The sequence below is a fragment of the Paenibacillus sp. Soil787 genome (genome assembly GCF_001429545.1).
Lineage (GTDB): Bacteria > Bacillota > Bacilli > Paenibacillales > NBRC-103111 > Paenibacillus_E.
The window spans coordinates 108476-129981 of the sequence record NZ_LMSP01000005.1 but is presented as its reverse complement, the minus strand read 5'-3'; the positions used below and the strand labels follow the sequence as shown (position 1 = coordinate 129981).

Sequence of the window (21506 nt, the reverse complement as noted above, 5' to 3'; positions counted from 1 at the left end):
CTTACAATAGATTTACCCGAATTAATGTAACATCATCATTTCTTAGATAAAAGCCGCCGTCGCGGCAAATTAACTTCCTTTCGGACTGAACTAAATTTATGAAGTCATGTTCACCGGCTAACCCTTGTATTTTCTTTATTACGCTTGGGTCTTCCTCGTAACGAGTTAATATCCAGCATGCCAGGGCATCGGTCATTAACAAAAAGGTGTCTCCTGTTTGGGCAGTACCGGTCCATTTTTTAACGAACATGTTAAGGTGAGTGTTATTGGCTGTGTTACTCGATATAAGAACCGGCCTATTATGAAAATCATCGACGGAGCTCAAAGGAAAAAAGGCGATAATTTTATCACCCCGAACTTGAAATATACAGCTGTCACCGATCGCTACTGCATCAAACCCCGCGGTTGAGGCATCCGTCAAACGATAAGTGATTCCGGCTAATGTAGAGAACGCCCCGCTTTTTAGCTTCTCTTCAGCGTACCAGGGAAGGTTTTTGGCATTTAGTTTTCTCTTCCAAGCCTTTGACAATTTGGAAACGGATTTATCGATATGTTTACTTTCAAATTTGCCATTGCAATAACCGCTTGCGAGCAAATCAGCCCATATGTCGGCAAACGAAGATTCACTAGCCCCATCGGCTATGGCGAATCTATAATACGCAGTATCCTTACTAACAAAAATGCTGCTGCCAATGGCATCTTCATATTCATCTTTGCGGTTTCCCGCCTTTGGCAATGAAAAACATGTGTTTTCTATTTGCATTATAGCGCCCCCTACCTAAGATTGGCGGGACGCGTTCCAATGTCAAACGCCTGGATCACAAGGGTTAGATCGGCATTTAATACAAATCCCCTTGCTCCATCCGAAAGATTCAATTCATGTTCCTGATTGGCCACCCGGATCATAAATGGTGTCAGCAGACTTGAGCCTTCGTAGAGCATCCTGGAGTATTGATCAGGCAGTCCATCCGAGGTTTCCGGAAAACGCACCTCATCCGCACTTGGAATGCCGGATATATGCAAGTTGAACAGCAATACATTTCCATCGTCCGTTGCTAGTGCTCTTATTTGTTCCATTGCAGCAGTCGGATCACCGTCGGTGGATTCTCCGTCCGTAATATGAATGACCACCGGGGGAAAACAATGAGCGTATTCACTGATCCATTGACTCAAGATGAGATGGGCTGTATTCAACGCCTGGCACATTGGAGTACCGCCGTTCGCGATAGGATCAAACCAGACAGGAAACTTAACAAGCTGATCGACAAGCCCGCCTGCCCCATCCGGAACTTTCTTCAGACGTTTTTCCAATCTTGACGGATTATCTGCTATTTCACTAATCGGCACTAATTCCTTTCCGGCTAATACACCGCCGAATGCCGGCCCAACGCTGGCGCCATAGCCTATCACACCAACATGATAGTAGTCGCGTATACCTTCCGACTTTGCACACTTTATAATAAGATTTTGTAATAAACGATTTATTGCATCGGAAACACTTCCAGCTTTTGAGCTAGCCCCGAACGGGTCGGACATCGATCCGGACTGGTCAATAATAAACAGAAAACAAGACGGATCTGAACGGCTGATTTCTGCTGAATACATGATTTTTTCCTCCTAATATAGGGATCTTTGAGCGGAGCTCAAAGTCTCTCCTTTTTGTACATATTCCCATCATATTCCGGCAGGAACGGAGATTTGTACTTTTGAAGAAAAAAAATATCCCTACATCACTATTCACGGTGATGTAGGGATACTATTTTTCAAAGACTATTTCGTTGCATCGATTTGTTTAAGCATTAGAAATTAAGGAATTGCCCACGACTACTCTCATTGATTAAATATCTGATAATTCGTTTCACTACATAATTTGCAGCTTCTTCAATTGAAAACTTGCTTGTATCGATTTCGATTTCCGCGTTCCCAGGTGTATCATTTGTGCTCGAACTGCCTGCAAGCGGTCCATTTACATAAACTTCAATATATTCTTTGCCAATGATGTCTCGCGCGGTTTCTCGGTCGTTAACGTTCGGGGAATCATTCGATACCAAAGCAATAAGTCCCGCATCGTTCATCAATTTTGCAACTTCTGCTAATCGCTGCAACGATTCTCCCTGGCCATTCCTCAGGAACATGGTATGGTGGCCTGTCGATACCAAACGTTTTTCGACTTCCTTCGCAAGCGTTGATTTATCCGAAACCGTACCGGTGAACCAGAGGGTTAATGGATTTTGACCTTTTTGCTGAGCACGAACATCTCTGTTGATTTCCGTATCTAGCCCTACCAAACTGTCCGATCCTTGAAGGGCTTCGTCAATGACTCCGCAAGCGGATGTCATATTGGTTACACGATCGATCAGAATAAATCCGCCAATGCTTTTATTTTGTTCAAAGGAATCAAAGACGATACTATCCGATAATGAAAATTCACATTTTGCCAATTCATTTTTAACAATGTGATCGGCTGGAACCGTCTTTCCAGTATTGATATCGATTTTATGGTTAATTGCCGTCACGGTACCAGGCAGTACTTTCGTTCCTACTTTGACCAAATAATTTTTACCGGGAGTCAGTACGGAATCATCCATCCAAAGAATCGTAGCGCTAAAACGATCAGCTTCTTGGATTTGATCATCTTTCGTAAATACACAACCCCGCGAAACGTCGACTTCACGATCCAATTGAATGGTTACCGGTTGTCCGGCACGTGCTGAATCACGATCTTGGTCTGTCACTAAGATACGTTTGACTTTCGCTTTTTCACGACTAGGCAGCGTCGTCAGCTCATCGCCGACCGCGATTGTCCCTGCCTCAATCTGGCCTTGGAAACCGCGGAACGTATGGTCCGGTCGAGATACACGCTGAATCGGCATCATAAACTGCTTCGTGTCATCGGTTTGATGAACATCCACATTTTCCAAATACGGCAGCAAAGCAAGGCCCTCGTACCATGGGGTATTGATTGATTTTTTCGTAATGTTATCCCCTTCTGTCGCAGAAACAGGGATCACCTGAATGCTTTCAAAGTGAAACTCAGCGGTCAATTGAGAGAACTCTTGTTTGATCGCCTCAAATTTCTTAGGATCAAAATTCACTAAATCCATTTTGTTTACAGCCAAAACAAGATGTTTAATGCCCATGAGTGCACAAATCCGAGTATGGCGCTTGGTTTGGGTAATAACCCCTTTCGTAGCGTCCGCAAGAATGATAGCCAGATCCGCAAAGGATGCGCCAACGGCCATGTTACGTGTATATTCTTCGTGTCCCGGCGTGTCCGCTACAATGAAAGAACGGTGGTCCGTCGTAAAATACCGATAAGCCACATCAATCGTTATCCCTTGTTCACGTTCGGCCAGTAATCCATCTAGAAGCAAGGAATAGTCAATTTTGCCGCCCCGGCTGCCCAGTCTGCTATCAAGCTCTAGCGCTCTTTCCTGGTCGGCGAATAATAGCTTGGCCTCATAAAGCATATGTCCAATTAAGGTGGATTTTCCGTCGTCTACACTTCCGCAAGTAATAAATTTAAGCAGACTTTTCATTTTAGAAATAACCCTCCCGTTTACGTCTTTCCATACTTCCCGCCGCTTCTTGGTCAATAACCCGAGTTGTCCGTTCGGATGATACCGCACCAAGCGTTTCTTCGATAATGGCATCTATCGTATCCGCCTCCGACTCAGCACCGCCAGTAAGAGGATAGCAGCCTAATGTGCGAAACCGCATCTTCTTCATTTCAACTTTTTCATGGGGTTCGAGTTTCAACCGATCATCATCCACCATGACCATATGTCCATCGCGATTGACGACGGGTCTTTCTTTTGCAAAGTAGAGAGGCACAATATCAATGTTTTCTCTTCGAATGTATTGCCATATATCTTTTTCTGTCCAATTGGATATTGGGAAGACGCGGATGCTTTCTCCTTTATTAATTCTTGTGTTGAAAAGCTTCCACATTTCCGGCCGTTGGTTTTTCGGATCCCATGCATGATTCTTATTCCGGAACGAGAAAATCCGCTCTTTCGCACGTGACTTTTCCTCGTCACGTCTTCCACCGCCGAACGCAGCCGTAAATCCGTATTTGTCCAATCCCTGTTTCAATGCTTGAGTTTTCATAATATCGGTGTACGCGGAACCATGATCCATTGGGTTGATCCCTTGATCAATACCTTCCTGATTCGAGTGAACAATCATTTCGATCCCAAATTCTTTCGCTTTGCGATCGCGGAATTCGATCATTTCTTTGAACTTCCACGTTGTATCAATATGCATGAAAGGAAATGGCGGTTTCTCGGGATAAAAAGCTTTCAGCGCCAAATGCAGCATCACGGAGCTATCCTTCCCGATCGAATACAGCATCACCGGATTTTCACATTCCGCCGCTACTTCTCGTATAATATAAATCGCTTCAGCCTCGAGTTGATCCAGATGCGTCATTTCTTGTATAGAATCAAGCATCATTTTTTCCATGGAAAAGGTGCCTCCTTTTAATTCTTACTAAATCTATCGTCTTTCTTTCTATCCTATCAGATTCTAGCTTTAATGCAAAGTGGAAGAAAGTGAAATTCTCTATATTTTTATCATTTCCCTCGAAACATTGTCGTACTTTTTCCGAAAGTGTCACTTTTTCTCGAAATAATCACATTAAAGTTCACTTTGTCTCGCCTGCATGGAGAGGGTTCAGAGAAGCTTGGGGAGTCTAACCCCTGTTCATTTTGTCCATGCGAGCATTAAATTCTACTCGTAATGAATTAAAGTTTCTTCATATAAATATTGGAGACGCAACAATTCGCGTCCCCAATCAGTCCACAGCCCTAATAATCTTTTACTCACCAGTTTCACATTTATCACTAATATTTTACACTAGGGAAAAAATATAGTCTAAATAAAACAAACAACCCTATCCTAAAGACAGGGTCTAATCAAATTCAATATTCATTTTTTGTTCCTGATAGACTAACGAAAATGAAATTATCGGAAGACCATTCTCAAGTCTAAGTTCCATCATGATTTTCGAATTCCTGTGAAATATTCCTCAATAACTTCAATTTCTTCTTTACTGGTATGAAAAACATAAAATTCACGCTCAGGATTCTCCTTATGGTGGATTTTATAACCTTCCCAAGCGTTTATAGGATTCTTCTACAACTGTCATTTCTTCAATCGTACGTAAACGATTCTTTGAAACTGCTTTAATTGCTTCTACTAAAACAAATCGACTGGGGAAATGGCTGCAAATTTCAGACCATTTCATATCATACAGCCCCTTCAATATCAGTTTTATTTAGTATAACATATATTTACTGTTCCATATCACTGTATCCCGTTACACGATAAACCTATATCCAACTGCTCCAATCCTAACTCGATTCAACCATTCACTCCCAGAGCCTAACCCCCAGTACATTTCCAGCCAAATCCACCTGATTATGATCTAACTCCACTTTTACACGCCCCAAGCGTCGCTGCTCACGCCACCCATCAAGTCCTCCTCGGTCTCTCAAGACCACCAGGAACAATCGGCTTTTCCCGCTTTAACCATCTCTCCACCGTAAACTTCACATACAGCTTTTCCTCGGTACCACGTCTCGCTGGTCGTTCAATAATCTCCTTGCGCTTCACTACCTTCCAGTCAAGTACTTTGCCAATCCAATGAATCCCTACTTCACCTGAAGATCGGAACTCCTTAAGTGATTGATAGAGTGCTATGTACTCTATCTGTGTTAATAGCTTATGGTCTGAGATAATCTCTAGTGGCACATGATAGAATTTATACTTCAGCGCCATCTCAAGCTGGGAGACTTCCCTCAAAGCCCCAACCAATACATTTTTTCCAGACAACTTATTCCCATAATACTCCTTCGTCCCACGCGGCCTAGTCGTCCGCTCATAGGCTTTCTCCGGACTATCCATGATAATCTCGTCCAAGAACTTCTCCATTAAGCTCGTCGAATTAGGCAAAAAGGGAAAATAATAACTGTAATATTTCCCCACAACATCTAGTTCAGTTAATTAGATTAAATTAGTTGCTCCATAGCTTAACCTATACTTCTTTTCCATCAGCGCGGCTCCTCTAAGTGTAGTTACTGTTTGTTTTCATTAATGCCTAATTGCTCAATCAATAAGAGTTTTTGAGTTGGATCCACCCACTAAAATTCGATACCTTAATTATACAGAAAAAAAGGTACCGTCTCCTCATAATTTGAGAAACTGTACCTTTTTTTGATCAAAGAGATTTTAAGCCACCAGTTCTTTGTGTTGCTTCTATATGTCTTTTCCATTGTTGAGTTGGCTCTTTATTTTATCGAAAATCTCAGAGTGGCTATAACGTACATCTGAATTCTTCGCTTCGAGTTCCGCTTCTTTCAACTTTATAAAAATCTCATTCTCGAGCTGAATACTCTCATATTGCTCAATACTCATGACAACCATATCACCATATCCATTCTTCGTAAGAAAAACGGGCTCGCGGCTTTCGTGAACAATTTTTGATATTTCAGCAAAATTATTTCGCAGATCGGATACAGGTCTAATTTGCGGCATATCTCCCCCTCCTTTCATATCCTTGTTTTATCGTAATTATGATAAATAACAACGTCATATCGGTTGCTTTAAGTGTTTTACTACATTTGTTAGATCCCCTACTCCAACCCAATCCCCAAAACTGAACTCGCCAAATCCAAATGCTCCCGATCCAGTGTCATAACATCGAAGATATTAGAGAGATTATTGATCTAGTTGATGTTGATAATGAAAATTGCCTTGAATGAAAGTAATAAACCCTAGAGGGCACCTAGGATTTTCAACAAATAAGCCCGGCCAAGGATTGGGTTCAAAAGAAGATCCTCGGACTCCAAAATAGTTGTACTATAAAATCGTACGTTTCTTCCGGTAAAATGCTCGCTGCGAAAAGAACGCAGTTTCTCGACAATGGGTTCAGGCCAAATCACCTGATTGGATTTCATTTACTAAAATCCTTTGGAGATAAGGATTTTAGTAACTCTAATGTGGACTTTGTTCGCCCTACTTTATATGCTTCCATACTCTCATTCATCATTTGTTTTAGGTAAGGATTTAATTCAATATCCGTGGCAATGGAATTAGGATCTTCCTCTTGTAGAACAATTGTAAATTTCCCTTTTCCAGGAATAAAGACCTGGCGCACAGAATTCTCTCTGTTCATGTTTGATAACTGTTCCATTAAGTCTTCTGTAGTTCGTACTTCATCCATAATAATCACCGCCTATTTGAATGTATATGATTACGATACCATATTACACAATGGCAATAAACGCATTAGTGTTTTCAACCGTTAACATCTTATTATTTAGTCGAAAAAAGATCATTCCTTTTCCTACTCCAACCCAATATCCTTTAATGACTTCTTCAGATTGAAGAATTCCCCTCTGACTTTGTCCAAATTTAATAAAAGCCCATAAATACTTTTCCAACTTTAATGACAAAGAAAAAGGTTGATTTTATATTTACGTTAATAAAAAAAGAAGCATACATTTAATGGTTGCTCCTATCTTCCCAATCCACGTTAGTATTATTCTTTCCCATCTCCCTTCTCCCCGAGTTTACCCGTTTTCTACTTGCTTTTTTGAAAGATATATTCAATCAACTCCAACTTCAACGTCTGTATTGCATCCTCTTTTGGCATCTTAATAAATTTAGCAAGATATATAATTTCCTCCTCAAAATATTGCAAGATGATCTCGATACTTCCTTTATCACCACCCTGCGCCTTTTGTAATAAATCTTCTAAAACCCTTGCCTCCTCATAGTCTCCAAGCCTTTCTTTTTCCATTTACTCACCGCCTGTTGAGATATTTGAAGTTCATTAGCTACTTCTTTTTCATTCAAGCCGTCTAAGTAAATCCTTTTAATGACGTAGCGGCCCTTCTCGGACTGGATGCTTTGAACTAATTCAACAACGTAGATGTTCAGATTCCCCTCCGTTTTTTGGGCATAATTAAGGTCTATCGATAAAAGTTCATGATTCATCTGTTTTCGAGCCCTATACTGCATTCGCCACGCAAATCTTCTTAACACTTGCCGACATTGTTCTATTAATGGAAACTCATTTGCCACTCACCATCCCCCTCTACTTCTCCTCTCACTTAGTAAGTAAAATTAATACATTTTTTACAACATATAATGTCTATTGGACGTAAATTAAGGATTTTTTGTAAATTCCTTACGGTTGTTTAATCTAATAAATTTTTTACTAGTAAGATAAGGAGGTTAGTCACAATGGATACTACTATTCTAGATGCCAGTCAAATCGTTAAAATCGTAACTGACCTAGGCTTTCCTATCTCTGTGACTTTTTTTGTATTGCTCAATGTACAAAAGCGGTTAGATAGAATCGAATTAGTAATTACAGAGTTAATTAAAAAAATATCAAAGGACTAAGGAGGTGCTGCTGACATTTCTCGTATGAGGGATGTCAGCGTTTTTTTTAACGAATTCGCGTACTCATTCATTGGCGTAACCTCCTCGTTTTTTAAGGGGCTTCGCCACACATTTCCACCTGTTTGTCCAGTCCATTTCTATTTTTCGTACAAAAAAAGAGCGGGCTATCTTTTCGATAACCTGCTCTTTTTCTTGATTTTTGGCCTTGCGCCTTATCCTAATGACATTGCCCCTGAGGGCTCCTTTTACTTTTAGTTAAGATGCAGGACTTATGGTTCCTTGGAAGGTCTTACTTGATCCCACTGTTCTTTTGTACCTACATAAAAGCTAAGTTTTTCTGTTATATCTTCTGATTTGCCATCTGCTTTTCCTATTGTTGCGGAACTAGTAGAGACACCATGAATCATTTCCACATTAGTAGGAATTTCTTTTTGTGTGCCCTTTTCATCAACATAATAAAATCTCATGGGACCCGTTACGTTTTTACTTGAAGTCTTTATTTTTCCAGATGGAGGGACTTCAAATATAATATTATTTCCTTCATTTTTTAATGCTGTAGAATCTGTTTGGGCGAATGTTACTTCTACCCACCCTGTATAATCCTTTGGTAATAAAAATTTATTAGTTGGATTATCTGATTTATTTGAAATAAATAATGCCCCTACTACAAGACAAACAAGCACTGCAACTACAAATGTAATTCCTAGCATCTTCTTCATAACTATCCCTTCTTTCTAATTTAATTTATTTTTCCAATTTTTATATATTTTAGCTTAATGCAATTTATGTTAATGTGCAAATTTTTCCATATAAAAAGGGACCTTGCGTAAAGTAGAATATGTCTACCTGACGTAAGGTCTCTTTAAAAGACTAGTTTGTAATATTCATGGAATGCTCCATTGGTGCGGCTAAAGATAATACAGTCTGTTTATTGAATCTATAAATCTCAATAGGAGTACCTGAATCAACACGTTTGTAAATTTCATGGTTAGGATACCCGTCATGGTATCCTTGAACAGATACTTCGCCATTTTGTTTTACTTTAATATTGTAATCCCAATCAATATCAGGTGATAAATTAACTTGAGGATTTGAAGAAGCACCACGCATCCAAATAGATGCTTCAGTACCAGCTGAGTTAAACGACCAATTCGAATTCATCTTACTTGTGTCTGTTTGTCCTGCTTGATAAGTCGTTTCGCCAGTTACAAAGTTTACCGATTTCTGTCTTGTTGGACCTACTGCATTGTAAACTTGAACCGTCTTAGAACTAAAGTTCACAACTGCATGCTGTGCCATTTTGAATAAACTTGGTTGATTTTCAGTGTAGTAAGTGAAACCACGATTGTTACCTTCAAAATAATAATGAAAACTTGAATTACTTGAGAAGAAAATCCAATCATTATCAATAAATGCTGCAACACGAACTTCTACAATATTTGCCATCGTAAACTCATCTCCCTTAAATTTAGGCTAGAAAACATAGATGATTGAACTATGAGATAACGGACGTCCAAATCTTCTTTATCTCTTTTATTTAATCACCTTGCTTCATTATTAAAGGAGAATATATCTTCTGCTTTACAACCGCTTTCTAAAAAACTCCAAAAGTGCCAATAGAACGATTTAGTTCAATACATGCCGACAATTTTACTGTATTGATGTCGGCTTGTTTTAACTTCTTTTAATAGAGCATCGTTCGATATAATCTAACACCAATAAATATGTCAATTTCGCGGCCAGATTGACGCATTTAAAAAGCAATAAATCTAGCCGTGAACTTACTAAAAAGCGCAACATCTCCTTGCGTGAATTATCCAGGCTGTCGGATGTTAGGCATGCCGCGCTAAGTGAGTTGGCAAATGGGAAACGGGAGAATATTAATTTTAGCCATATTGAGAGGGTTGCTGAGGCGCTGGAAATACAGGATATACGGGAGATTATTGATTTGGTTGAAGTTGATGAATAGACAACTCAAGCGAAATAAACATTGATAAAACCCTAGAAGCGTTAAGCTCCTAGGGTTCCAATTTTATAATGACTTCGTATGTCTGCATTTAGGGAATGTAGTACAACCATAAAATTGCTTTCCCTCTCTGCCTTTTCTCAAAACCATAGGGGCTCCACATGAACAAATCGCTTCTCTCGAAGAAGACACTTGTGCTTGAGACCTTTGTATTTCCGCCCGAGCTATCTGTTTTTCAGGTTGTGCTTTCAAGCTTTTATTGGTTGGTTGCCATTTCCCCCATGCTTTTAATTTCTGTTCCAATACTGCTCCATGCCAGTAATCAACTTTGAACTGATCCGCTTCCTTTTTCGCTGGTTCCGTTAGGTCTGATGTAGTGATTAATAGGGAAAGAATGCAACCATGATTCCTCTTTGCCCCGACCAATTCCCGCACGATCTGTACCCCTACTTTGTTATGATCAGCGTAGCATTTTGCTTGCACTGCCGTTCTTTCGCCGCGTTGGTCAATAATAACAAGGTCTACTCCACCATCATTACCTCCCACACCTACCTCATGAACCTTATAGCCTTGATCACGAAAGTATAGCGCAAGCAAACGTTCGAACTCTGCTCCTGATAACCGATCAAATGAACTATTCAAGATTTCATCGTCTGATCTATTTTGTAACATTCGTGGCTGTTGCGATTTACTGGAGCTACTATATTTATTTTTAGATTTCCTTACCATGCCTTTTTTCTTACTCAGTATTACAACTACACTAACACTAATCAAGACAATAATAACAATGAACCCTATAATTATACCTGTTATAGTCCAGTTTTTAGTCATATTCTTTATTCCATCGTAATGATCCACGTACTTAAACAAGATGAAAACGGCTCCTAGAAACCAAATCAAAGTTGCAAGCTTTTCTGGTACCCAGTTACTTAAGACTCGATAGTAAATAATAACTCCTATTACTGAAAATATTGTGATACTTGCTGCAATAAATGCAAATGGAAATACAAAACTTTGATTCATAAGTTGTCCTAATTCGTTATTCAAACGTAATAGATTCCTCCCCCCTCTACTCCAAACCAATCCCCAAAACCTCACTACCCAAATCCAAATGCTCCCGATCCAGCGTCACGCGAACCTTACCCGCACGTCGCTTTTCTCTCCACTCGCGCAGCTCTTCTTCCGTTTCCAAACGCAACTCGGAAACCTCATTCGCCCTGCTAAGCATATAACCCGTCGTATATAAAATTCGATAAATCCCATGCCCCGCGGGAATTATAGCCGTCTCTCTTCTAACCCACTCCTCCACCTCAAAAACAACATAAAGCTCATCCGTCGCACCTCGACTAGAGGGAATCGCCGTTATCTCAGAGCGTGGAACAACCTTCCACGCCTTCACTTTTCCATACCACGAAATGCCCGCTTCATCCGCACCAAACAAACGAATTGACTGATACAAAGCGACGAATTCCAATCTCGTCAACACCTTATGATCCGTAATATTCCGCAAAGGCGTATGGTAAAATCCATGCTCCAACGCAGCATCCAATTGCGGCTTCTTACTCAAAGTCCCAACCAACACATTCTTCCCAGACAACTTATTCCCGTAATACTCCTTCGTCCCTCGCGGCCTCGTCGTCCGTTCATAGGCTTTCTCCGGACTATCCGTGATAATCTCGTCCAGGAACTTCTCCATCAAGCTCGTCGAATTCGGCAAAAATGGAAAAGCCCCAATATTAATGAGCTCCACACTTTTATAGAACTTATGCTGCTGGAACCGCTCCTCATCATGATAGGGAAACAACACATACGCCCCAAACATGCTCCGCTCGTACTCTTTCCCCTGCCCCTCCGAATACACAATCGCATCCCGATAGCGGTGCATCGTATTGATATCATCCTCTTCCGGCCCCGGCATCCGGTACCTCTCGAAGTATGGCGTACCCTCATAGGCAGGATTAATCCGATACTTAGCATCGAAAATGTATTTATACTCCGCCGCGGCGTCGTTCTTTTTCAAAGTCAGGACATTATCTGGCCGCTGAGACAAGGTTGGACTACTGCGATCATCTTTGGGCAACGAATTATAATACAGCGTAAAAATCTCGCCATTGAGCGGGTTTTTATACACCATCTTAGCCTGCTGAGACTTATCCAATGTGACGAACAGCCCACTCCGATTGATTTTGATAATATCTTGTTTGAGCAGCTCATACTTTTTGCTTAATAGATGGTGAATCTTCAAGAAACACCAGTATTCATAGAGCTGAGCCAAATCTTTCATCGATAATCGGAAAAGATCATTCTGAATCGACAAACCTTTTAACAGCATTAAATAATACCGGTATACCTCTCGGTAACCAGATGCCATTTGCAAAACCAGAGAAATAGACAGCTGCCTCATCTCGCCAACATCCAAAAAATCATGCTGCAACAACCGCTGCACCTGACTCTGCATAAGATTAAGCTTCTTCGTAAGATTAGGATCTTCCACACGACTTTTTTGAGCTAAACGCGTTTTAACATCCTTAAGCTTCTGCCCAATGCGTACAAGCACCCATTTTACGAAGCGATTCTCAGCCGTATCATAATGAACATGGCGTCTAGTCTCAAGCAAATGAGTCGGTGTATATCGCTGGCCCTCTACCTCAATAACCCCGTTCACCGGATCCTTGGCTAATAGATGTGGGCGCTTGGCTAGGAAGGCAATGTTCTCTTTTCCGGCTCTTTTCACATGTGCAGCATCTACCAGGCGATTCTCGCTTTGAAGCTTAGAATGTGGCGATAGCTTGATTCTCTCAACAGCCTGCACAAGCTGCGTAAATACATGCTGCAATATGGTAAAATACTCCGTCAAACTCTGATGATTCGTTTCTTTTAACCCTGTCAGGTTATACGTTTTCCGCAGAAAGTCAAAAGAAAGATTATAAATCTGTTCATTAACATCGTTAAGGATCATCTGGTAGTCGTTCTTATAATCGATTTTCGATGGAAAAATCTCTAACTGGAGTCGAAAAATAGCCTCACCATTCAATCGAATCTCAAGTTCAGAGAGTCCCACTTCATTTTGAAAATTAAGAATCCCTGATAAAATCATCTTCCCCAGCGGCTTAATCGCCTGTCTCACATGGATATTATCGTGGTAAAAGGTTAAGGTGATATCCGCCTTCTTTTCAATGACCAGTTCGTAGGCCTGCGTTTCATAAAAAGTCGGCGAACACATATCACCTGAACTCCAACTTGTCATCGCCCTGTGTTCATGAGAGAAAACAGAAATAGAATCTATGACCAACGAATCCACCAGCGACGCAGCGTGAAAATGGGCATCCACCCACTCCTCATCCACATTACGATGGAGATTCACATCCAATGGTTTTGATAAAACGGCAGTGTTAGAACAATTTCTTGAAGTTCGAAATATTGATGCGATTAAGATTATACATAAGATAACGAAGATATTTTGCTTGAGAAATAATAAAGAGCGACGTCAGATGGTTTCCGAAGTCACTCATTATATTTGTTCATCGTTTTCTGATGATCGTAGCAGTATAAGACTCAAAGCAGTTTATAAATTTCTGAAATGGTCTAATCTATCTTGATAGAAGGTTTTCTCATATTCTAATCGTGTTTTTTTATATCTTCTCTCAAATAAGTCAATCTTAGCTTGAATATAATTAGATTTAGATTGGGTAAATACACTCTGCTTTGTTCGCTCTTGCCAATATTCTGTTAATCGCTTCAATTCAGTAAGTAATTCTGATAATCCATATATTCTATTGTCTGATGAGTAATAGTCATTCTTATGTACATCTAAAACAACAAGATAAATTTTGTGCTCAGACAAACTTGTTATTACCTCATTCGATATATCGCGATCTAATGTGAATAAGTACATAAAATGTGCACCTGTTCTACTTAATTCTTCAGGCACCTCCTGCCAACGTTCTCTTAGTGATGTTTTCATCGATATCAAAGCACAATGAGTCTTTTCAATTCCATACTCTAAAACCCCAGGAACCACATAATCAACTATCTTACTGAGACCACCTTCACTAAATTTTTTGGTTCCAACTGCTCCTTGATCATCGAAGGATATATTAGATTTAATTAAGATTTTTTTTAATAAACCTTCAAATTCTTTCCCTGCTCTTGACCTCCTTGAATTAGTATTACTTTTATTTAATTCAAACAAATGTTCTTCATAATTACTAGAGAAACCTGTAACTATATTAACTAATTTTTGTTTATCATCTAAACTCACATCATATAAAAGTGTATTTAGCTGTTCCATTAACTGCGGATTATCAAATAGAGCAGTTGTAGCAGCAGCATTGAATTTTTTTTCAGCATTTCTAAAGTTATTCCAAAGTATATCTCGCATAGTCATGATAAAATCAGATGAATTATTTAGAAAATATGATTGTGGTTTAATATCAAAGCCATAAACTTGCATAGCTTCATTTATCATTTCTGCAGAAGTTTCTATATGTCTTTTACGCAATTTTGGTATTACTTTAGATTTATATTCATTAATATCCATAGGAACTCCTTTTCACATCATGCGACTATACCTATAGTCCCAGATTTTCAATAATAACTTTTAATCAGTAATTAGTCTTCACAAGAATTATTAGTTATTTTGTGACAAGACTTGTTTTAAAAACTCTCTTAAGTCACACTCTCTATACAACGAATAACTCTTAAGTGCATGATGTGTGTTCAAACTTACAGCTTCAATCCTACCCAAATCATGTCTGTCTTCTACAATTGAGAAACCCTCGTATGATAACAGATCATCTTTAATGGTCGGAAATACCATTACATTAACATATGATGATTCGATATCTTTTAAAGAATATGCATAGAAATACTGTTTGACAAGATCATGCCATCCTGGTAAATTTCTTGAAGTATCATAATATTTAGCATCAAGAATATACAAGACCCCATCATCTCGAAATAAAATATCAGGTATTTGTACAGTAGATTTGTTCTTATTGCTACTTGACCATTTCCATACAGGGTTAGGTATGAGATGTTTTAACTTATGATATTCATTTTTAAATAGTACTCCACAAACTTTTTCCCAAACGTTGTGAAAGTAAGGTGTCGCAAAAGTATCCAAGCTGTCGGATTTGTTTTGATTTTCCGATCCTAATAAAAATCGTTGCAAAGTTCGAATCAAAATAATCTCTCGATCCGAATTAGTTACTGATAATTCGTCATGTAAAATAACCCCAATCTCTCTTTCGCTAAAAGGCATTTCAGAATCTAATAGATCTGCATTAATATCATTCTGATTAAGCATCCATCCATATGATTGAAAGCTTTCTTTTACCGCATATTGATGTAATTGTACAAGTCTATTAAAGTAATCGTTACTTTTTTCTCTAACAACATAGTCAAGATAGACCGGTCTATTATTTATGACATACGGATCCATAGTTTTTACAGTTCGCGCCCAGTCAACAGTTGCTCCATTTTTAACTCTTTGAACTTTTAATTCCCGTTTAATAAAACCATAATTAATGTAATCTCTCATAAGCCAGAGTGCTGAAGCAATGTTAGATCTCCCTCCAAACTCTGCACCGGAGAGTAACTCTGCTTCTTCAGGATCAATATTACCTTCTTCTTTATACCTAAAAAGAGCCCCAGCCAATATTTTTATGTGGCTTAACACTTCTGAATAGTCCGTTGGGAGACGATAACCTTTTGGAAAAATAACAACAAGTGTAGAACCAGCCATAAAAAAACCAATAAGGTGGAATGAATATTGGCTTCGTTTTAGTTTACAATAGCCTAGATTTATCAGTGACTGAAAGTCTATCCCTGCAACTTCATCTTCATTGTAACTAAGCAGCTCAACAAAACATTTAATCTTCAATTTGTATTGATGCTCTGCTACTTCAAAATTCACATATTTTTTATTCTTCATCATCGGAATCATCTACTACTCTTCCATCATTCAATTCAAGAGATGGAATAATATCCCCATCGTCATAATATTTCTGTACAAGCTCTGCAAATGTCGTGACTGGAGCGAAAAACTCTTTTCGATGGTAACGTACAACATCATCCCATAGATATATCAAGAGTTTAGATGCAATATTTTCTGGTTTAGAAGGTTCCCCAGGTTTCATAAAATAAGGTCCGATATGTTTATCTTCATTAATGTTAAGTTGACCTAGCTTCTTATTAATTGCAGTTACAAATCTCCACCAAGGAACATGCGATCCTTCATAACTGACTAGTTCATCGAAATGTTTGGTAGAGGCTGTAAATTGAATCGGCATGTACATAAAATTCCATCTTCTTTTAAAAGCTGAATCAAGAACATAAACACCTTGATCTGCGCTATTCATTGTAGCGAATAGATGTAAGTTTGATGGAATGAAAATTTCTCTTCTTTTTAAATATTTTAAAATATGACTGTCACTTTTAATACGATAAACACTTTCCCCTGCATCATTCCTGTCCAAGAGTTGGAATAAATCACCAAACACTGCAGCTGCATTTGCTCGGTTAATTTCTTCAATTAACAACATATGCATTTCCCCTGTTTTTTCCAGTGCATTCTCAAGTGCTAAAGTAAACGGACCAGGTATGAATTTATAATCGATTAACGGCTCACCCATTGGCTCTTCCGAAAAAGTCCCATCTATTTTTCGGTAAATTGTGACAGGTTTATAACTTCCTATAAAATCGTAATAAGTATATTCGGGATGAAACGTTATCCTTGTTACATTTTCTTTTAATACAGTAGAATTATTCTCTAAAAAATGACTTTTTCCGGTCCCAGGTGCTCCATAAACAATTAAATTTTTCCCTCCTGTAACCGCGGCTATTCCTGGTGCACTTACGCTAAGATTAGCAACAGGGTTAGATGGCAGTTGATCTATTAATGCAATTGCTTCTGTCTTCAAGACACTATTATTCGCATAAAGCGAAGCTATATCTGCTATGTAACTTTGTGATACGGCAACAACCCCGAGTAGACTCAGAACAGGAGAAAGATAAAAATCGTGCCGATCTATTGTTTTAGATCCATTCCACCAATCATATTCAGTAATAAATTTACTCATAAAATCAACTTGTTCAGTCTCACCTTGAAAATAATCCGAAATTGCATTTAAAAATACCGAATTTAATGTTTGATTTTTAAATGCAGGAAGCTTATCCTTAGAAGTTCCAGTATTCTTGGAAGAAAATATTTCTTCAAGTGCTATTTTATATTTAATTAGTTCAGAAACATACTCTGCCATGTATGCTGCGATAAAAAACCACTGATTAGGCAAAAATATAGTTTTAACATTTTTTAGTTCGGCCGAATAATCAAGAAAGCGGATAGTAGTTACTCCATTGTTTGCAATCCGCGAATATGCGTCTTTGAACTGTTGGCTTAATTTTCTGTCTTCGTTAATATATTCAGTTAAATATCTATTTCTTGATTCATTTGCAAGATGGTTTAGATTTCTTAATAACATATAGCGCTTCCCCCGGTAATTGTTAGTATTTCAGAATTATTCGCATCCCGAATTATATCTGTAAGTAAAATCCATTTAATATTCAATTCATTATTACGTTTCTAACAGTACGTTATTTTCGACATATAGGACTATATACCTCTTTTTCAAATAATAACATAGCTTCCTTTTGGAAACATATATTTCATAATTCATAAAAGATTAATTATGATTAGTGAAATACTCCATTTAAATCAATTTTGCAATCTTTGTACCTACTATTAAAATTTATGAAACTATAAAAAAATAGGCAATCGATTCTCTTAAATACTAAGAATCAATTGCCATTATATATATCCACTAAGATGTATGAGTGATTAGATTACCTGCTTACTTCCGTCCCCTCCCCCTACACTGAGGACATCCAGAACCATTATTCCTATGATCAATCCTAGACTGCCATTGATGCCCGTGAACGCAAGACCACCAAACTTTTTTTGTACTTCCTGGCAATACATTTTCTGGGGTTAAATCTCCATTTTTCCGAAAATCCCACTCTTCTGCAAGCTTGGGATTCTTATTCATTAAACATGTATGCTCAGTTACTTTTTTTCCGCTACAAAATGGGCAATCGTCACCTAAAAAACGACGCTGTACCGCTGCCTTCCATTCATGTCCTAGACTACATATCCACCAAACTTTTCTGTTTGACTGTGGCTTTAGTTGTTCCGGTGCTAGATCACCATTTAGCAATGGATGCCATTGAAGCACGAAATCAAAAGGCACACTTGCTAGGCTCGGACTGTTTTTATGAAGTTGTACTAGATAGTCCGGTCGCCTCATTGTTTTCACTCCAAACTAGAATAATAGAATATAACTATATAACAAATAAAAAAAGATAAGACAGCCCGCATGGCTGTCTTTAAACACTATGCTAGAACTACGTTTTCTTCGCTCTCCAATATTAGCATCTTTCTCTCACTCATCGCTTTCAGCATCTCTTTTGCTATTTCTTCAATAACAGGAACCGCGACTGAATTTCCAAATTGACGGTATGCTTGAGAATCTGAGACCGGAATTACAAAATCGTCAGGAAACCCTTGCAATCTAGCACATTCAGTTGGTGTTAACTTTCGAGGATTTTTACCTGGCTGCTCGATTAGAATCTCACTACCGTCCTTATAATATCTTGCACTAATGGTGTTGGTATACTCACTATGTTCATTAAACATACTAAATCCAAACCCGTTACCCTTTTTCTGATGCATTTCCTTTCGACGTACATGTCCTTCATATAATTTATTAGAAATTGTATATTTTTCAAAATACGTTTCATCTCTTTTTTCAAGTATATCTCCGACTCTAGTTTTAGTTTTGGGAGGGGTTGGAAACTCAAAATTATTCATTACGTCTTCTCCTCCCCTCCTTTTATCAAAACCAACAATATAAATGCGCTCTCTATTTTGTGGTACACCAAAATCCGCTGCTCTAAGAACACTTTCATCTACTGAATACTCTAAATCTTCAAGGACACTTTTAATTTTCCGGAAAGTTCTACCTTTATCGTGTCCATAAAGTTGTTTTACATTTTCAAGTAGAAATGCTTTCGGACGCTTTTCTGCAATAATTCTTGCAATGTCATGAAAAAGTGTACCGCGTGTATCTTCAAAACCTTTTTTTAATCCTGCCTGTGAGAATGGTTGGCACGGGAATCCTGCAAGTAGGATATCGTGATCTTGAATATCTTTCTCGTCTACTTTCGTAATATCACCGTGAGGTACTTCTCCAAAGTTTGCTTTATACGTTTTTTGGGAGAATTTATCCCACTCTGAAGAAAACACAGTATAGCTACCTAATTTGTGAAATGCAAGCCGAATTCCACCAATTCCCGCGAATAAGTCAATAGTTTTAAATCTTGCTTTTTCCAATGGAGGATTCGCATAGCGCGGTTCCTCTGATAACTCCATAATAAATTTCAATTCAACTTCTGATGGATTTGATTCTGAGTTTTCCCATCTTCTAATTGTTCGATCACCATATTTGCCAAGTCCAATTACATCGGCCATCTCTTTTTGTGTCATTCCCAGTCTTTCACGTTTCATTTTGATTTTCTCTGCCGCAAATTCCATGGTACACCTCGAGGACATTTTGTCCTCATTTTATCACAAACAATCACAAAATGGAATACCTGTTCGTATTCCATTTTGTGATTGTTTATTTTTGCGAAGTACTTTGTGTACTAATGACATAAAAAATAACCTCGAATCAATTGGTCATCCTAATTAAAACACTAGGATTTATTCTTTTTAGGAACCTTAATTACAAAAGTAAATTCATCATTGTCTTCCTGTTCTGATACTTCGAGTTTAAGACCATTTTTAGTAACTAGCAGAAAAGATTCGCGTATTGTGTTCAGGGCTAAACGATAATCTTTAGAAAACCGGTACATTCTTGGCCTTGGTTTAACTTCCTCTACCTTCAAAAGCTCTTTAACCCTAGATTCTGTTTCTCTAGTATTTAGATTTTTTGTTATAATCTCATCCATTACCTTGAGTTGAAGTTCTTCTGATTTTAATGTCAATAATGCACGCGCTTGGCGATCATGAACTTTTTTTTCTAAAATTGCTTGTTGAACGGGTTCCGGTAAATGCAGAAATCTTAATTTATTACCTATTGTTGACTGAGCTATCCCAAGGCGTTGGGATAGGCTTTCTTGTGTTAAACCATACAAATCAATTAACGCTTTAAATGCCCTTGCCTCCTCTATCGAAGTGAGGTCTTCTCTTTGTAAATTTTCTATAATTGCAAGGAACCTAGTTTGTAGATCATCTGTATCTCGAATAATAACTGGAATTTCCGGCAATTCCAATTTCATCGAGGCCCGCCATCTTCTTTCTCCTGCAATAATCTGGTATGCCCCATTTATTGGTCTAACAATGATAGGTTGAATGATTCCATGCGTTTTAATAGATTGTGCAAGTTGGACCAATTCTTCCTCATCAAATGTTTTCCTTGGCTGGTTCTTGTCTGCTATTATTTTTTCAGGGCTAATATAAGTTATTTTTTCGTTATTAACTTCCTTTTTATTAGAGAAAAATCGCATACCTTTCCTCTTCTCTTTGTGTTATCTTAAATGGTCATTTAGTAAGGAAAAAAATATTACTCATATGAATCTAACATGATTCGCCAGTCTATTAATTTTTGAAACATTTCCCGCGGTTTTGCTTCAAGGGGGTAATTACTAAATATTAATTTCAAACTACTACTATCTGTCATTGCTAGAACTTCATTTAACTTCCCTATCGAGAAAATAACCTCATCAATTGCTGGCTTTACCTTTTCCAAAATAGAACCTCCATTCAAACAATATGATAATCAATATAACTATACCAACCTAAACGATCCCCTCATTGACACAGATTTAAAATAACTAGTTACTTATTAACCCTTAACTATATAACAAATTCAAACTCCTAAGGAGAATTGTGTAAGACATCTAGGTTTTCCAAATCCCAATATCAGATTGTTAACCTCTATTACGATAATTTGATGACTTTTACTCATACCATATCACATATTCAATTCTAAACGAAATTAAATACTAAAAAACAACAGTCACAAATAAGTATTTCATTAACAGTCCTAACTCATAAACTTTAAACTGA

24 protein-coding genes are annotated in these 21506 nt (G+C 38.2%); 2 read left to right on the top strand and 22 right to left on the bottom strand.

What is annotated here, in order from left to right; translation table 11 throughout:
• Position 1: 1 nt before the first annotated feature.
• From ASG93_RS08465 to ASG93_RS37135, 11 genes are all read right to left on the bottom strand, one after another.
• Positions 2-763: a protein phosphatase 2C domain-containing protein gene (locus ASG93_RS08465; protein ID WP_056830804.1), complete on the bottom strand. Its 762-nt coding sequence runs from the start codon at positions 761-763 to the stop codon at positions 2-4.
• Between the two features lie 11 nt (positions 764-774).
• Positions 775-1605, bottom strand: a complete 831-nt coding sequence (locus ASG93_RS08460) for a vWA domain-containing protein (protein WP_200984463.1) — start codon at positions 1603-1605, stop codon at positions 775-777.
• 194 nt (positions 1606-1799) lie between these two features.
• Complete coding sequence (locus ASG93_RS08455; RefSeq protein ID WP_056830801.1) at positions 1800-3539, bottom strand: GTP-binding protein; 1740 nt, start codon at positions 3537-3539, stop codon at positions 1800-1802.
• 1 nt (position 3540) lies between these two features.
• Positions 3541-4452, bottom strand: a complete 912-nt coding sequence (cysD, locus tag ASG93_RS08450) for a sulfate adenylyltransferase subunit CysD (RefSeq protein WP_082614793.1) — start codon at positions 4450-4452, stop codon at positions 3541-3543.
• 652 nt (positions 4453-5104) lie between these two features.
• On the bottom strand, positions 5105-5248 hold the full coding sequence (locus ASG93_RS36930) for a hypothetical protein (protein WP_321166677.1): 144 nt from the start codon (positions 5246-5248) through the stop codon (positions 5105-5107).
• A gap of 227 nt (positions 5249-5475) precedes the next feature.
• On the bottom strand, positions 5476-5922 hold the full coding sequence (locus tag ASG93_RS08445; protein WP_056830799.1) for a hypothetical protein: 447 nt from the start codon (positions 5920-5922) through the stop codon (positions 5476-5478).
• 336 nt (positions 5923-6258) lie between these two features.
• Positions 6259-6537 (bottom strand): type II toxin-antitoxin system Phd/YefM family antitoxin, encoded by a 279-nt coding sequence (locus ASG93_RS08440; protein ID WP_056830797.1) that lies wholly within the window; start codon positions 6535-6537, stop codon positions 6259-6261.
• A gap of 239 nt (positions 6538-6776) precedes the next feature.
• Complete coding sequence (locus tag ASG93_RS08435) at positions 6777-6959, bottom strand: hypothetical protein (protein WP_056830795.1); 183 nt, start codon at positions 6957-6959, stop codon at positions 6777-6779.
• A complete protein-coding gene (locus ASG93_RS08430) occupies positions 6956-7225 on the bottom strand; it encodes a hypothetical protein (protein ID WP_056830793.1) in 270 nt (89 codons plus the stop codon). The genes ASG93_RS08435 and ASG93_RS08430 overlap by 4 nt, the downstream gene beginning before the upstream one ends.
• 360 nt (positions 7226-7585) lie before the next feature.
• Entirely contained in the window at positions 7586-7804 is a 219-nt protein-coding gene (locus tag ASG93_RS08425; protein ID WP_056830790.1) for a helix-turn-helix domain-containing protein, read from the bottom strand.
• Positions 7759-8001, bottom strand: a complete 243-nt coding sequence (locus ASG93_RS37135; RefSeq protein ID WP_414858851.1) for a sigma factor-like helix-turn-helix DNA-binding protein — start codon at positions 7999-8001, stop codon at positions 7759-7761. The genes ASG93_RS08425 and ASG93_RS37135 overlap by 46 nt, the downstream gene beginning before the upstream one ends.
• Before the next feature lie 249 nt (positions 8002-8250).
• On the opposite strand from ASG93_RS37135, the gene ASG93_RS34940 reads away from it, so the two are divergent.
• On the top strand, positions 8251-8412 hold the full coding sequence (locus tag ASG93_RS34940; protein ID WP_156410849.1) for a YvrJ family protein: 162 nt from the start codon (positions 8251-8253) through the stop codon (positions 8410-8412).
• A gap of 269 nt (positions 8413-8681) precedes the next feature.
• Here ASG93_RS34940 and ASG93_RS08410 read toward each other — a convergent pair whose 3' ends face one another.
• Positions 8682-9131 carry a DUF6843 domain-containing protein gene (locus ASG93_RS08410; protein ID WP_056830784.1) on the bottom strand — a complete coding sequence of 150 codons (450 nt, stop codon included), beginning with the start codon at positions 9129-9131 and terminating at the stop codon, positions 8682-8684.
• A 151-nt stretch (positions 9132-9282) separates the two neighbouring features.
• On the bottom strand, positions 9283-9858 hold the full coding sequence (locus ASG93_RS08405; protein ID WP_056830782.1) for a DUF3238 domain-containing protein: 576 nt from the start codon (positions 9856-9858) through the stop codon (positions 9283-9285).
• A 298-nt stretch (positions 9859-10156) separates the two neighbouring features.
• Between ASG93_RS08405 and ASG93_RS33985 the strand changes: the two genes are divergently transcribed.
• Positions 10157-10381 (top strand): helix-turn-helix domain-containing protein, encoded by a 225-nt coding sequence (locus tag ASG93_RS33985; RefSeq protein ID WP_082614788.1) that lies wholly within the window; start codon positions 10157-10159, stop codon positions 10379-10381.
• Positions 10382-10444: 63 nt separating this feature from the next.
• On the opposite strand, the gene ASG93_RS08400 is transcribed toward ASG93_RS33985, so the two are convergent.
• The 9 genes from ASG93_RS08400 to ASG93_RS08360 all read right to left on the bottom strand — a co-directional run bounded on the left by ASG93_RS08400 (position 10445) and on the right by ASG93_RS08360 (position 21186).
• Entirely contained in the window at positions 10445-11425 is a 981-nt protein-coding gene (locus ASG93_RS08400) for a restriction endonuclease (protein WP_235550784.1), read from the bottom strand.
• A 22-nt stretch (positions 11426-11447) separates the two neighbouring features.
• Positions 11448-13709, bottom strand: coding sequence for a restriction endonuclease-like protein (locus ASG93_RS08395; protein WP_235550783.1), 2262 nt, complete (start codon positions 13707-13709; stop codon positions 11448-11450).
• A gap of 234 nt (positions 13710-13943) precedes the next feature.
• Positions 13944-14918, bottom strand: coding sequence for a type II restriction endonuclease (locus tag ASG93_RS08390; RefSeq protein ID WP_056830780.1), 975 nt, complete (start codon positions 14916-14918; stop codon positions 13944-13946).
• Between the two features lie 90 nt (positions 14919-15008).
• Positions 15009-16325 (bottom strand): LlaJI family restriction endonuclease, encoded by a 1317-nt coding sequence (locus tag ASG93_RS08385; protein ID WP_056830778.1) that lies wholly within the window; start codon positions 16323-16325, stop codon positions 15009-15011.
• Positions 16303-17862, bottom strand: a complete 1560-nt coding sequence (locus ASG93_RS08380; RefSeq protein ID WP_056830776.1) for an AAA family ATPase — start codon at positions 17860-17862, stop codon at positions 16303-16305. The genes ASG93_RS08385 and ASG93_RS08380 overlap by 23 nt, the downstream gene beginning before the upstream one ends.
• Positions 17863-18231: 369 nt before the next feature.
• Positions 18232-18684: a zinc-ribbon domain-containing protein gene (locus ASG93_RS37130; protein ID WP_056830774.1), complete on the bottom strand. Its 453-nt coding sequence runs from the start codon at positions 18682-18684 to the stop codon at positions 18232-18234.
• An 86-nt stretch (positions 18685-18770) separates the two neighbouring features.
• Entirely contained in the window at positions 18771-19970 is a 1200-nt protein-coding gene (gene dcm, locus ASG93_RS08370) for a DNA (cytosine-5-)-methyltransferase (protein ID WP_056830885.1), read from the bottom strand.
• 161 nt (positions 19971-20131) lie between these two features.
• Positions 20132-20944 (bottom strand): ParB/RepB/Spo0J family partition protein, encoded by an 813-nt coding sequence (locus ASG93_RS08365; protein WP_056830772.1) that lies wholly within the window; start codon positions 20942-20944, stop codon positions 20132-20134.
• A gap of 56 nt (positions 20945-21000) precedes the next feature.
• A complete protein-coding gene (locus tag ASG93_RS08360) occupies positions 21001-21186 on the bottom strand; it encodes a hypothetical protein (RefSeq protein WP_056830770.1) in 186 nt (61 codons plus the stop codon).
• Between the last annotated feature and the right edge of the window lie 320 nt (positions 21187-21506).